The organism is Methylobacterium sp. WL103, assembly GCF_008039885.1.
Classification (GTDB): Bacteria; Pseudomonadota; Alphaproteobacteria; order Rhizobiales; family Beijerinckiaceae; genus Methylobacterium; species Methylobacterium cerastii.
In genome coordinates, this window is record NZ_VRUX01000072.1 from 1 (window position 1) to 12721 (window position 12721).

Below are 12721 nucleotides of genomic sequence, written 5' to 3' on the forward strand. Positions count from 1 at the left end.
TCGCGGGCGGGGGCGGCGTCCGCGCGCCGGCCTTATCGGGCGTAGACGTAGGGGTCGGCCGGCACGAATTCGTGCAGCAGGCGGCTCACGAACAGCAGCAGCAGGATCAGGATGATCGGCGAGATGTCGACGCCGCCGAGGTTCGGCAGCAGGTTGCGGATCGGCCGCAGCACCGGCTCCGTGATCCGGTAGAGCACCTCGCCGATCTGCGAGACGATCGGGTTGCGCACGTTGACCACGTTGAAGGCGACGAGCCAGCTGAGGATCGCGCTGGCGATGAGGACGTAGATGAAGAGCTGGACGACGGTGTCGAAGAGCCAGATCAAGGAATTCATGCGCGAAACACGTGTCCTCGTGCGCCCGCGCGGGACACCGGGGACGGCGACGCGACGGCAGCGGGAATCGGGAATTGACAGTTCGATCGGCGCCGGCCTAAAAGGCCGGCGCCTTGGACGGGGCTGTAGCTCAGATGGGAGAGCGCCGCAATCGCACTGCGGAGGTCAGCGGTTCGATCCCGCTCAGCTCCACCAGGCTTTCCTGGTGGATGTCCACACGGCAAGGTCCGGCGTCGATAAGGCTGCCGTGACAGCGGGTTGAGACCCGACGCTCCCAGATTTCATCATCGTCGATCCTCGCGGCTCGCGCCGGCTGAGCGGTATTCCGGTCGGCTGGATCGCGGCGGCCTGGTCGCGCGACCGGTGCCGGGCTGGAGACCGTTCATCGCGTCGTTCGAGATGCGGGTCCGGTCGGGCGCGCAGCACCTCACCCTCGTCGTGTCGTCACCGTCGATCGACCGCGACTGCCCTCTCCGAGGTGGCGGCGCTGCGGCTTGGCGACGGACCCTTTGGAACGCTTTTGCCGCCTTCGCCGTATTGGGTCGGCGTTCTACCCACGCTTCGGGAAGGACCATCGTCGATTGCAAAGGCCGCGATGCCGGGGCCGTTCCGTCACGTCCGAATTCGATCGGGCGGGCCGCGATGATCGACGACTTCGCCTGGTTCCAGGGGAGACGAATTTGAGAATTCGGATTGCGATCGCCCTGTCCCTATTTTTGGCTGGGTGCCTGGCTCAAGGTGCCGTGGCGCAGACGGTCGAGGAGGCGCCGGACTCGGCAGACACCGAGGCCGTGAGGCCGGGACCGCCGCCGCCCTTGCCGGACCTGTCCGATCCGAACTCCCGCACCGGGGAAGGGCTCGGAGAGCCCGACGCGCAATCGGGCATCCCCAAGGCGCTGCGCGGGTCCGCGAGCAAGTCCGGCGGCCCGGCGAACGACCTCAACCCGGGCGGTAGGGCGGAAGAGCCGTCCCCGCCGAAAGGCGACCTCGCGAACGTGCTCACGGGCAAGGCGCTGTTCCACGGCAACTATTGCGGCGCGGGCCAGCGCGGTGTCGACCTGCCGCCGACCGACGCCCTCGACGCCGCCTGCCAACGCCACGACGCCTGCTACGATGCGGCCGGGCACCGCTCGTGCGCCTGCGACCAGGCGTTGAAGCGGGAGGCGACGGCGGTGTCGGAGCAACCGGAGGTCACGCTCGAGGTCCGGCGGCGCGCCCTGAGCGTCGTCGAGGCCGCCGACGCGATGAATTGCCGGGCGCCCTGACGCGGCCCCGCCCTGCGACGGTGCGGCCTTCCGCACTGGGTCACAAGGCCAGCGGCGCGTTGTCGACGACCTCCTTCATCACGAAGAACGTTCGCGTCTGGCGCACGCCGGGAAGCGCGATCAGGGTGCTGCTGTGCAGGCGGTTGAAGTCCGTCATGTCGCGCACCCGGATCTTCAGGAAGTAGTCGAAGTCGCCCGCCACCAGGTGGCAGTCGAGCACCGTCGGCATGGCGCGGGCCGCCGCCTCGAAGGCCGCGAAGCTCTCCGGCGTGGAGCGGTCGAGCACCACGCCGACGATCACCAGGGCGCCGAGGCCGACCTTGCTCGGCGCGACCTCGGCGCGGACCGACGTGACGTAGCCGTCGGCGAACAGCCGCTGCGTCCGGCGGTGGCAGGTCGCCGCGCTGGTGTTCACGCGCTTGGCGATCTCGGCGTTGCCCATCCGCCCGTCCGCCTGAAGCAGGCGCAGGATCTTCAAGTCGATGCGGTCGAGCCCTGCGTCGGTGGACGAATCTTTCACGAACCTGCCGCCTCACCATCCGCCGAGCGCCATCTTCCGGCGACCAGAGGAACACGGCGGCAAGGCGCGCGCCACCGGCGAGAGCACCTTCCGAAAGGCCTGAGGCGCATCGCAACGGCCGAGGCCGTTGCGATGCGCAAGCGTCTCAGGCGGCCAGCGCGGCGGCGATGTCGCGCTCGAGGGAGGCGGGCTTGGCGGTCGGCGGATAGCGGCCGACCACACGGCCGTCGCGGCCGACGAGGAACTTCGTGAAGTTCCACTTGATGCCGGCCGTGCCGAGGAGGCCCGGCTTCTCGCCCTTGAGATGCTGGTAGACCGGGTCGGCGCCAGCCCCGTTGACCTCGACCTTCGCCAGCAGCGGGAAGCTCACGTCGTAGGTCAGGCTGCAGAACTGGGCGATCTCGGTGGCGTTTCCCGGCTCCTGCGCGCCGAACTGGTTGCAGGGGAACCCGAGCACCACGAGCCCGGCCTCGCGATGCGTCTTCCATAAGGCCTCCAGCCCCTCGTATTGCGGGGTGAACCCGCATTTCGAGGCGGTGTTGACGACGAGCACGACCTTGCCGCGATATTGGGCCAGCGGATGCGGGGTGCCGTCGGCGGCCTTCGGGGTGAAATCGAACAGCGTCGCCATCAGGCCGCGGTCCGCCGCTCGACGAGGCGGGCGAGGAAGGCGGCGCCGATCGGGATGATCGTGTCGTCGAAATTGTAGCTCGGGTTGTGCAGGCCGGCCCCGGGCGAGGCGCCGATCCAGGCGTAGGCGCCCGGCACCGCCATCGCCATGTCGGCGAAGTCCTCGCTGCCCATCTTCGGGCTCGAGTTCAGGTCGACCCGCTCGGGCCCGAACAGCTCGGTCGCGGTCTCGATCGCAGCTTGCGTCTGGTCGGCGGCGTTCTCCAGCACCGAGAACTTGTCCTGGATGTCGACCGTGATCTCGGCGCCGTAGGCCGCGCCGTAGCCCTTGGCGAGTTCCCGCATCCGGTCGCCCGCGAGCTTGCGCAAGTCGCGATCGAAGGTGCGGATCGTGCCGGCCATGTGCGCGGTGTCGGGGATGACGTTGTAGGCCGAGCCGGCCTCGAACCGGGTGATCGACAGCACGATCGACTTCAGCGGGTCGGCGTTGCGCGAGACGATCGACTGCAGCGCCTGGGCGAGGGCGGTGGCGACCACGATCGGGTCGATGCCGCTGTGGGGCTGCGCCGCGTGGATGCCGCGGCCCTTGACGTGGATGTCGAAGAAGTCGGCCGCCGCCATGATCGGGCCGGGCCGCAGCTTGATCGTCCCGTGCGGGCCGCTCGGCTGGTTGTGCAGCCCGTAGATCTCGTCGCAGGGGAAGCGCGTGAACAGCCCGTCGGCGAGCATGGCGCGGGCGCCGCCCAGGCCCTCTTCGGCGGGCTGGAACACGAACACCGCCGTGCCGTCGAAGTCGCGGGTCTCGGCGAGGTAGCGGGCGGCGCCGACGAGCATGGTGGTGTGGCCGTCATGCCCGCAGGCGTGCATCTTGCCGGGGATGGTCGAGCGGTAGGGGAGGTTGGTCTCCTCCTCGATCGGCAGGGCGTCCATGTCGGCGCGCAGGCCGATGCGGCGGCCGTTGTCGCTGCGGCCCTTCAGGATGCCGACGACGCCGGTGCCGCCGACGTTGCGGTGGACCTCGATGCCGAAGCCTTCGAGCAGGTCGGCGACGATGCCGGAGGTGCGCACCTCCTCGAAGCCGATCTCGGGATGGGCGTGGAGGTCGCGGCGGAGCGCCGTCAACTCGTCGGCGTAGGTGGTGATGCGATCGATCGGACTCATGCGCTTCAAGACTCTTCCGGGCTGGACCGTCGGAACGGCGTCAGGGTGTCGAGTTCGTCCACCATGGCTTCGACATGGGCGCGCTCGCGCTGCAAGTAGTCGGCCACCGCGCGACGCAACGAAGGGTCGGCAATGTCGTGCGCGGAGTGCATCAGCACCGGCCGGTAGCCGCGCGCGAGCTTGTGCTCGCCCTGCGCCCCGGCCTCGACCCGCTTCAGGCCCCGCGCGATCGCGAAGTCGATCGCCTGGTAGTAGCAGACCTCGAAATGCAGGAACGGGTGCTCCTCGATGCAGCCCCAGTTCCGGCCGAAGAGGGCGACGTCGCCGATCAGGTTGATCGCGCCGGCGACGTAGCGGCCCTCGCGCTTGGCCAGGATCAGCAGGACGCGCTCCGGCATCCGCTCGGACAGGAGCGTGAAGAAGCGCCGGTTGAGGTAGGGCCGGCCCCATTTGCGCGCGCCGGTGTCGGTGTAGAATTCGTAGAAGGCGTCCCAATGCGCCTCGGTGAGGTCGGCCCCGGTCAGGTGCTCGATCGTGATGCCGGAGGACAACGCGTCGCGCCGCTCGCGCTTGATGCTCTTGCGCTTGCGCGAGGCGAGCGCGGCGAGGAAGTCGTCGAAGGTCGCGTAGCCGGCGTTCTCCCAATGGAACTGCTGGTCGGTGCGCTGGAGGAAGCCGGCCGCACCCGCCCGCTCCCATTCCGGCTCCTGCATGAAGGTGACGTGGATCGAGGAGGCCTTGGTCTCGGACCGCAGCGCCCGCAGGCCCGCCACCAGGGCGGAAGTCGCGACGTCCACGTCGGCGCCGGGCGCGATCAGGAAGCGCGGACCGGTGACGGGGGTGAACGGCACGCTCACCTGCAGCTTCGGATAGTAGCTGCCGCCGGCCCGCTCGAAGGCGTCGGCCCAGCCGTGGTCGAAGATGTATTCGCCCTGGCTGTGGGACTTCAGATAGCACGGCACGACACCGAGCAGTGCGTCGTCGCGCTCGACCGCCACGTGCAGCGGCAACCAGCCGGTCCGCCGCGAGACGCAACCGGAATCCTCCAGCGCCGAAAGGAAGGCGTGGCTGACGAAGGGGTTGTGGGTCTCGTCGCCCGCGCCCAGCGTCTCGGCCGAGGTGGCGCAGGCGTCCCAGGCCGCCGCCCCGATCTCCTTCAGGCCGGCCAGCGCGCGGACCTTGAGGACGGTCTCGGAGGTCTCAGGCTCGTGCGGAGCGCCGGGTTTTTCCATGGCGACAATCTAGCCCGAAGGGCAGGGGGGACAAGGCGGCGCCGCGCATCCCGCCGTCGCAGCGGGGGGCAGGGCGGCTCGCTTGCCTCTTGGTAACACTCAGTGATACCATCCTTTGCGTTATCCTGAGGTAGGATGCACCAGGGGGCCGGCTCTGATCCAGAGCTTCGCAGATCGCGTGACCGAGGCGGTCCATCGCGGCAGCCGGCCGAAGGGGTTCCCCGCCGCGATCTTTCCCGCGGCGCGACGCAAGCTCGCCGTCCTCGATCAGGCGGCCGACCTGAACGACTTGCAAGCGCCGCCCGGCGATCGGCTTCACCCTCTGACCCATGACCGCATCGGACAGCATGCGATCCGGATCGACGACCAGTATCGAATCTGCTTCCGCTGGACCGAACATGGCCCGGCGGATGTCGAAATCGTCGATTATCACTGAGGACCCGTCGATGAATGACGCCTTGGAGATCGCCGCCTTGGAGATCGTGCAGACGCTGCCCCCGCTTCACCCCGGCGAGGTGCTGCGCGAGGAGTTTCTGGCTCCCCTCGGCCTGACGCCCTACGCGGTGGCGAAGGCCTGCGGCGTACCCCGCACGCGGATCGAACGGATCGTCCGCGAGGAGATCGGGATCACCGCCGACACCGCGCTCCGGCTCGGACGCTATTTCGGGACCTCGGCGCAGCTCTGGCTCGGCCTGCAGATCCGCTACGACATCGAGGTCGCAGCAGCGCGGGCGGGTGACGCCCTGGCGCTGATCAAGCCGCTTCCGCGCGAGGCCGCCTAAGGCCGGAGCCGGGCGTTCAGGCCGAAAACCCCTCGAACACCATCTGGTCGGCATGCGCCTGTGCGAGGCGGCGCTGGGCCTCGGTGCGCACCGTCCAGGCCATCACCGGCAGGTGCCCGAGCACGCGGGCGAGGTGCGTCGCGGCGCAGGGCAGGTCGTCGACCCGCCAGGACACGAAGTCGGGCCGGGTCTCCTCGATGTGCAGCAGGTCCGAGAGCCGGCGGCGTGCCGAATCGGTGAGGGCGGCGTAGGCCGGGTCGTCCTGGTTCGTCTCGCCGACGATGCCGCGCGGGACCGCGTCGGGCACCAGGCCGCGCAAGGCCGCGACCACCTCCGGATCGAAGGACTTCACCGCGACCGGCCCGGCGTAGGCGCTCAGCACCTCCGCGACGCGGCGGGTCAGGGTCAGGTCGCCGGAAGTGGACGACTTGATCTCGACGACGAGCGGGGTCCGCCCGGCGATCTCGGCGAGGAAGTCCGGCAGCGTCGGGATCGTCTCAGTCGTGCCCGCGACCGAGAGGCCGCGAAGGTCGGCGGCCCGCATCGCGGCGACGGGGTCGGCGACGCCCGCCAGCCGCCCCAGGGCCGCGTCGTGGAAGACCATCGCCTCGCCGTCGGCGCTGATCTGCACGTCGCACTCGATGGCGTAGTTGCCCGCGATCGCCGCGCGGGCGGCGGCGATCGTGTTCTCGGGCCGGCCCGCCGCGCGGTCGTGCAGGCCGCGATGGGCGATCGGCCGCGCGACGAGCCAGCCGAGTTCCATCACCGCACCTCGAACATCGCCTCGACCTCGACGGCGGCGTCGAGGGGCAGTTCCGCGACCCCGACCGTGGAGCGGGTGTGACGGCCGCGGTCGCCGAGCACCGCGACCATCAGGTCGGAGGCGCCGTTCATGATGCCGGCGATGCCGGAGAAGCTCGGCACGCAGTTGATGAAGCCGCCGAGCCGGACGCATTGCACGACCCCGCGCTCGAGGTCGCCCACCGCCGCCTCGACCTGCGCCAGCACGTTGAGCGCGCAGAGCCTGGCCGCGGCGATCCCGTCCTCGGCCGAGACCTCGGCGCCGAGCTTGCCGACATGGCCCGCGCCGAGCTTGCCGTCCGCCCCGAAGCAGATCTGGCCCGAAACCACCACGAGGTTGCCGCTGCGCACGAAGGGCACGTAGTTCGCGACCGGCGCCGCCGCCTTCGGCAGGGTGAGCCCGAGGCTCTCGAGGCGTTCCTTGACCGTGCTCATGAAAGGGCTCCGCGTGTCCGTTGTCGGCGATGCACCGGCTCTGGAGCACGGGCCGCGGCCGGCACGCAAGGCACTTCTCGGAGGCAGCGTGGAGTCGAGCCGGCAAACGACGCCCGTTTTACAGGCATGTCCGCCACGACACCCGGCCCTCTCATTGACAGCGCGGCCGCGTTTCTTAGTAATCGCGCGCGTGCCGCCCCGGTGACGAGGCGGCACTTTCGTTTTTGCACGCAGGGCACAGGTCCTGCACGCAGCCTGACAACGCCGGGTCTTCACCCGGCCCGCCGACACGGAGACGGGATCGTGACATCCGCCCTTCTGCCGACCTATGCCCGGGCCCCCATCGCCTTCGAGCGTGGCGAGGGCGCATGGCTGGTGGCGCGCGGGGGCGAGCGATACCTCGATTTCGGCGCCGGCATCGCGGTGAACGCGCTGGGCCACGCCCACCCGCACCTCGTCGAGGCCCTGACCACCCAGGCGCAGAAGCTCTGGCACACCTCGAACCTGTTCGAGATCCCCGACGGCGAGCGCCTCGGGCAGCGTCTGGTCGACGCGAGCTTCGCCGACGTGGCGTTCTTCTGCAATTCGGGCGCCGAGGCCAACGAGGCCGCGATCAAGATGGCGCGGAAGTACCACGCCGCCGGCGGGCACCCCGAGCGCTACCGCATCATCACCTTCGAGGGCGCGTTCCACGGGCGCACGCTGGCGACGCTGGCCGCCGGCGGCCAGCAGAAGTACATCGAGGGCTTCGGCCCGAAGGTCGACGGGTTCGACCAGGTGCCCTTCGGCGACCACGAGGCGCTGCGCGCCGCGATCGGCCCCGAGACGGCGGCCGTGATGATCGAGCCGATCCAGGGGGAGGGCGGCGTCCGCCCGGTGCCGCCGCAATGCCTGCGGGGCCTGCGCGCGCTCTGCGACGAGCACGGCCTGATGCTGATCATGGACGAGGTCCAGACCGGCGTCGGCCGCACCGGCCTCCTGTTCGCGCACGAGTGGTCCGGCGCCGCGCCCGACATCATGAGCGCGGCCAAGGGCATCGGCGGCGGCTTCCCGCTGGGCCTGTGCCTGGCGACCCGCGAGGCCGCCCGCGGCATGGTCGCCGGCAGCCACGGCACCACCTTCGGCGGCAACCCGCTCGCCATGGCCGTCGGCAACGCCGTGCTCGACGTGGTGCTGGGCGACGGCTTCCTCGACCACGTCCAGCGCGTCGCGCTGGTCCTGAAGCAGAAGCTCGGGGCGCTGCCCGACCGCTACCCGCACGTCGTCACCGAGATCCGCGGCGAGGGGCTGATGCTCGGGCTGAAGCTCGCCGTGCCCAACACCGAGTTCGCTGCGGCCGCCCGCGCCGAGCACCTGCTGGTGATCCCGGCGGGCGACAACGTGGTCCGCCTGCTGCCGCCGCTGATCGTCACCGAGGCCGACGTCTCCGAGGCGGTCGCACGCCTCGAAGTCACGGCGGCGGCGTTCACGGCCGCGATGCGCGGCGCCGCCGAGTGATGCCGACGTGATGCTGATCCCGGCTCCCGAAGGCGGAGCCGCCGACCGAACCCGGACATGATGTGTTGAGATGACTGCCCCCCTGAACGGCCGGACCAGCGGCCCCACGACCGGCGCGAGCGCGCCCCGCCACTTCCTCGACCTGTCGGACTTCTCCGGCGCCGACCTCCGCCGGGTGCTCGACGCCGCGGCCGCGATCAAGGGGCGCCGCCGCAAGGGCGAAGTCGCCGCCGACCGCCCGCTCGCCGGCAAGAACCTCGCGATGGTGTTCGACCGGCCTTCGACCCGCACCCGCGTCTCCTTCGACGTGGCGATGCGCGAGCTCGGCGGCGAGACGTTGATGCTGACGGGCTCCGAGATGCAGCTCGGCCGCGGCGAGACCATCGGCGACACCGCGCAGGTGCTCTCCCGCTTCGTCGACGCGATCATGATCCGCATCCTGGATCACGCGCTGATGCTGGAGCTGGCCGAGAACGCCACGGTGCCGGTGATCAACGCGCTGACCAAACTCTCGCATCCGTGCCAGATCATGGCCGACGTGCTGACCTTCGAGGAGCATCGCGGGCCGATCCAGGGCCGCACGGTGGCGTGGTCGGGCGACGCCAACAACGTGCTGACGAGCTGGGCGCACGCGGCCGCGCGCTTCGACTTCACCCTCAACGTCGCCTGCCCGCCCGAGCTGGCGCCGCCGCCGGCGCTGATGGCCTGGGCGCGCGCCGAGGGCGCCCGCGTCAACGTCACCGCCGACGCCTTCGCCGCGGTCGAGGGGGCCGACGCGGTCGTGACCGATTGCTGGGTCTCGATGGGCGACGAGGACGAGGCTCACCGCCACAACCTGCTCAACCCCTATCAGGTGAACGGCGCGCTGATGCGGGCCGCCGCCAAGGACGCGGTGTTCATGCACTGCCTGCCCGCCCATCGCGGCGAGGAGGTCACCGCCGAGGTGATGGACGGCCCGCAATCGGTGGTGTTCGACGAGGCGGAGAACCGCCTCCACGCCCAGAAGGGCATCCTGGCGTGGTGCATGCGGGCGAACGGCCTGTAGCGGGTCGCGAACGGGCGGCCGATCGGACGCAGCGGCCGGACGGGTCGCGGGCCTTGACCGTATGAACATCGTGTATACGTTCAGGCTCCAAGACGCCCCCGACGAGACGTAGAAGGCGACCGCCTTGAGCATCGACGGCCTGAGCAACGTCCCGGCGCGGCGCGGGACGACGATCAACCTGCGCATCGAAGCCGAGACGCGGGACCTGATCGACGACGCCGCCTCGGTGCTCGGCAAGACGCGGACCGAGTTCATGATCGACACCGCGCGCCATCACGCCATCGACGTGCTGCTCGATCAGCGCCTGTTCGTCCTCGACGACGCGCGCCACGCCGCGTTCGTCGCGGCCCTCGACGCACCGCCGGCCGAAAGGCCGAGGCTGAGCGCGCTCATGGGGAGGAATCTCGCCTGGGAGCGCTGATCGGGCCGCCGGTTCCCTTGGGTCCGGAGCACGCCCTGGATGGATTCTCCTGCGGCCGGCCGGTGCTCGACGATTGGCTGAAGCGGCAGGCACGCCGCAGCGAGGACCGGTTCGCCCGGACTTATGTGGTCTGTGCGGACGGCGCGGTGGTGGGGTATTACTGCATCTCCGCGGGGACGGTCGCGCGGGAGGATGCCCCGGGGCGGATTCGACGCAACGCGCCGGAGCCGATCCCGGTCTCGATCCTGGGCCGGCTGGCCGTGGACCAGCGTTGGGCCGGCCGTGGGCTCAGGGCCGACCTCCTGGCCGATGCGCTGCGCCGGATCGCCAACGCGGCCGAGGTGATCGGGATCGGCGCCGTCCTGATCCATGCGCTCGACGACCAGGCGCTCGCATTCTACCGCAGGCAGGCGGAGTTCCTCGAATTCCCCGACCGCTCGCGCACCCTGTTCCTGCCGATCGGCGCGCTGACCGGCGGACGATGACGACCCGAACGCTTCCAAGCCGAACGCTTCCAAGCCGAACGCTTCCAAGCCGAACGCTTGCAGGCCAAATACGTGCAGGCAGACCGCTTCCAGGACCGAGTTGAGACCATGACCGCCGGACACGACACAACCCCGATCAACGAAGGCAACGGTCACGACGGCGCCGACGACTGCGTGCTGCCGTTCGCGGTCGAGGCGCTCGACGTGCGCGGGCGCGTCGTCCGGCTCGGGCCCTCCGTCGACACGATCCTGCGGCGGCACGGCTACCCGGATGCGGTGGCGCGCCTGCTCGGCGAGGCGGCGGCGCTGACCGTGCTCCTCGGCTCGTCCCTGAAGTTCGAGGGCCGGTTCCAGCTCCAGACCAAGACCGACGGCCCGGTCGGGATGATCGTCGTCGACTTCGAGGCGCCCGACCGCCTGCGCGCCACCGCGCGGTTCGAGGCGGACGCCATCGCCGCCCTCGGCGCCGGCCCGCACAAGGCCGCCGAGCTGATCGGGCAGGGGCATCTGGCCATGACCATCGACCAGGGCTCGGCCGCCAGCCGCTACCAGGGCGTGGTCGCGCTGGAGGGGCAGAGCCTGGAGGAGGCCGCGCACCAGTACTTCCGCCAGTCCGAGCAGATCCCGACCGAGGTGCGGCTCGCCGTGGCCGAAGCCTTCGAGGACGGGCAGAGCCGCTGGCGCGCCGGCGGGCTGCTGGTGCAGTTCCTCCCCCAATCGATCGACCGGGCGCGGCTCGCCGACCTGCCGCCGGGCGACATCCCGGAGGGCCGCGTCCACCTCGACGAGCACGGCACCCGGGAGGACGACGCCTGGGTCGAGGCGCGCGCCCTCGTCGGCACCGTTGAGGACCACGAGCTCGTCGACCCGGCGGTCTCGAGCGAGCGGCTGCTCTACCGGCTGTTCCACGAGCGCGGCGTGCGGGTGTTCGACGCGCAAGGCGTGCACGAGCAGTGCCGCTGCTCGCGCGAGCGGGTGATGGGCATGATCCGCTCGTTCTCGCCCGAGGAACGCCGCGAGATGATCGCCGACGACGGCCGCGTCGTGATCACCTGCGAGTTCTGCTCGCGCCGCTACGACCTCGACCCGGCCGAGGTCGAGGCGGAGGTGGCCGAGACGCCGAAGCAGTAGAACCGAACCCTGTCCGGTTCACGGCCAAGCTTGATCCACGGATAGACTGAACATCGGTTTATAAAAATCAGTCTCCGGCGATGAAACGGTTTTCGAACCTTCGGCGTTTCGATGCTTCCAACAACGTCGCAAGAACGCCGGAGGAAGCATCATGAAGAGAGTCGCCATCGGGCTCGCAGCCCTGCTGTTCAGCACGTCCGTCTACGCCCAGGGCGCGGCCGGAAACGCGGCCGGCGCCGGGACGGGCCGCGCGAATACCGGATCGATGGATGCCGGCGGCAACACGGGCGGCGCCGGCGCGACGGCCGGCGGCCGGATGTCGGAGACGCGGGGTGAGAGCCGGAACACCGCCGCCGGGAACGGGGCCGGCGGCCGCGAGAACGGGATGCAGGCCGGACGGGCCGATCGCCAAGGCGTCGACCGCCAAGGCGTCGATCGTCAGGGCGCCGACCGGCAAGGGTCTGATCGGCAAGGCGCCGACCGTCAGGCGGCCGGCCGCGAAGACCGCCGCGACGCGGATCGGGTGGAAGCTCGCGGCGGCAACCGCGACGGGATGCGCCGCGACCGCGCCGAGCGCGACACGCGCAGCGAGCGCCGGGAGACCCGCACCGACATCCGCTCCGAGCGGGCCGGCGGCGGCTTCCGCCGGGAAGGACGGTTCGTGTTCGTCGGCGGCCAGCGCGTGGTCTACGGCTCGCCCGAGTACCGCCGGCTCGTCACCGTCGAGCGCCGGGGCGGCACGCGGGTCCGCACCGTCACCATCCGCGGCCACCGCGTCCTCTACGGCTCGCCCGAGTACCGTCGCCTCGTGAGCGTCCGCGAATCCGGGCCGCGCGTGCGCTACGTGACCATCCGCGGGCAGCGGGTGCTCTACGGATCGCCCGAGTACCGCCGCCTCAGCGTGACCACGACCGAGCGCCGCGGCGGCCGCGTCGCGGCCGACTTCCGCGGTCGGGACCGCGTCGACGTGCGGACCCGCTC

15 protein-coding genes, 1 tRNA gene and 1 pseudogene are annotated in these 12721 nt (G+C 70.7%); 10 read left to right on the forward strand and 7 right to left on the reverse strand.

The genetic code is table 11. The features are described 5' to 3' along the window. Positions 1 to 32: 32 nt before the first annotated feature. Positions 33 to 335 carry a YggT family protein gene (locus tag FV222_RS07260; RefSeq protein ID WP_147751992.1) on the reverse strand — a complete coding sequence of 101 codons (303 nt, stop codon included), beginning with the start codon at positions 333 to 335 and terminating at the stop codon, positions 33 to 35. Between the two features lie 119 nt (positions 336 to 454). On the opposite strand from FV222_RS07260, the gene FV222_RS07265 reads away from it, so the two are divergent. Together FV222_RS07265 and FV222_RS07270 are read left to right on the forward strand one after the other, a co-directional pair. Beyond that, positions 455 to 530: transfer RNA gene (locus tag FV222_RS07265), tRNA-Ala, on the forward strand. A 548-nt stretch (positions 531 to 1078) separates the two neighbouring features. Then, entirely contained in the window at positions 1079 to 1600 is a 522-nt protein-coding gene (locus FV222_RS07270) for a phospholipase A2 family protein (RefSeq protein ID WP_246685360.1), read from the forward strand. Positions 1601 to 1640: 40 nt separating this feature from the next. Here FV222_RS07270 and FV222_RS07275 read toward each other — a convergent pair whose 3' ends face one another. From FV222_RS07275 to FV222_RS07290, 4 genes are all read right to left on the reverse strand, one after another. Then, positions 1641 to 2120 carry an Lrp/AsnC ligand binding domain-containing protein gene (locus FV222_RS07275; RefSeq protein ID WP_147813662.1) on the reverse strand — a complete coding sequence of 160 codons (480 nt, stop codon included), beginning with the start codon at positions 2118 to 2120 and terminating at the stop codon, positions 1641 to 1643. A gap of 145 nt (positions 2121 to 2265) precedes the next feature. Next, positions 2266 to 2751 (reverse strand): glutathione peroxidase, encoded by a 486-nt coding sequence (locus FV222_RS07280; RefSeq protein WP_147751990.1) that lies wholly within the window; start codon positions 2749 to 2751, stop codon positions 2266 to 2268. Beyond that, positions 2751 to 3911: a M20 aminoacylase family protein gene (locus tag FV222_RS07285; protein ID WP_147751989.1), complete on the reverse strand. Its 1161-nt coding sequence runs from the start codon at positions 3909 to 3911 to the stop codon at positions 2751 to 2753. The genes FV222_RS07280 and FV222_RS07285 overlap by 1 nt, the downstream gene beginning before the upstream one ends. A 5-nt stretch (positions 3912 to 3916) precedes the next feature. Then, entirely contained in the window at positions 3917 to 5143 is a 1227-nt protein-coding gene (locus tag FV222_RS07290) for a GNAT family N-acetyltransferase (RefSeq protein WP_147813664.1), read from the reverse strand. A gap of 178 nt (positions 5144 to 5321) precedes the next feature. On the opposite strand from FV222_RS07290, the gene FV222_RS07295 reads away from it, so the two are divergent. Next, positions 5322 to 5579 (forward strand): type II toxin-antitoxin system RelE/ParE family toxin, encoded by a 258-nt coding sequence (locus FV222_RS07295; protein WP_348644098.1) that lies wholly within the window; start codon positions 5322 to 5324, stop codon positions 5577 to 5579. A gap of 10 nt (positions 5580 to 5589) precedes the next feature. Further along, positions 5590 to 5925 (forward strand): HigA family addiction module antitoxin, encoded by a 336-nt coding sequence (locus tag FV222_RS07300; protein ID WP_147762923.1) that lies wholly within the window; start codon positions 5590 to 5592, stop codon positions 5923 to 5925. A 16-nt stretch (positions 5926 to 5941) separates the two neighbouring features. Here the strand turns inward: FV222_RS07300 and FV222_RS07305 are convergent, their stop codons facing one another. Both FV222_RS07305 and FV222_RS07310 read right to left on the reverse strand, forming a co-directional pair. Further along, entirely contained in the window at positions 5942 to 6688 is a 747-nt protein-coding gene (locus tag FV222_RS07305) for a glycerophosphodiester phosphodiesterase family protein (RefSeq protein ID WP_147762924.1), read from the reverse strand. Continuing rightward, positions 6688 to 7161 carry a RidA family protein gene (locus FV222_RS07310; RefSeq protein ID WP_147813666.1) on the reverse strand — a complete coding sequence of 158 codons (474 nt, stop codon included), beginning with the start codon at positions 7159 to 7161 and terminating at the stop codon, positions 6688 to 6690. Before FV222_RS07310 ends, FV222_RS07305 begins: the two co-directional genes overlap by 1 nt. Positions 7162 to 7464: 303 nt before the next feature. On the opposite strand from FV222_RS07310, the gene FV222_RS07315 reads away from it, so the two are divergent. From FV222_RS07315 to FV222_RS07340, 6 genes and pseudogenes are all read left to right on the forward strand, one after another. Then, complete coding sequence (locus FV222_RS07315; RefSeq protein WP_147762925.1) at positions 7465 to 8658, forward strand: aspartate aminotransferase family protein; 1194 nt, start codon at positions 7465 to 7467, stop codon at positions 8656 to 8658. Positions 8659 to 8728: 70 nt separating this feature from the next. Next, positions 8729 to 9703: an ornithine carbamoyltransferase gene (gene argF / locus FV222_RS07320; RefSeq protein WP_147751983.1), complete on the forward strand. Its 975-nt coding sequence runs from the start codon at positions 8729 to 8731 to the stop codon at positions 9701 to 9703. Positions 9704 to 9827: 124 nt separating this feature from the next. Beyond that, the gene (locus tag FV222_RS07325; RefSeq protein ID WP_147762926.1) at positions 9828 to 10124 is read left to right on the forward strand and encodes a DUF1778 domain-containing protein; all 297 of its coding nucleotides are present in this window, start codon (positions 9828 to 9830) and stop codon (positions 10122 to 10124) included. Between the two features lie 17 nt (positions 10125 to 10141). Beyond that, the gene (locus tag FV222_RS07330; protein WP_246685361.1) at positions 10142 to 10609 is read left to right on the forward strand and encodes a GNAT family N-acetyltransferase; all 468 of its coding nucleotides are present in this window, start codon (positions 10142 to 10144) and stop codon (positions 10607 to 10609) included. Between the two features lie 108 nt (positions 10610 to 10717). Further along, a complete protein-coding gene (locus tag FV222_RS07335; protein WP_147762928.1) occupies positions 10718 to 11740 on the forward strand; it encodes an Hsp33 family molecular chaperone in 1023 nt (340 codons plus the stop codon). Between the two features lie 151 nt (positions 11741 to 11891). After that, positions 11892 to 12721, forward strand: a pseudogene (locus FV222_RS07340) (hypothetical protein); the annotation flags it as partial.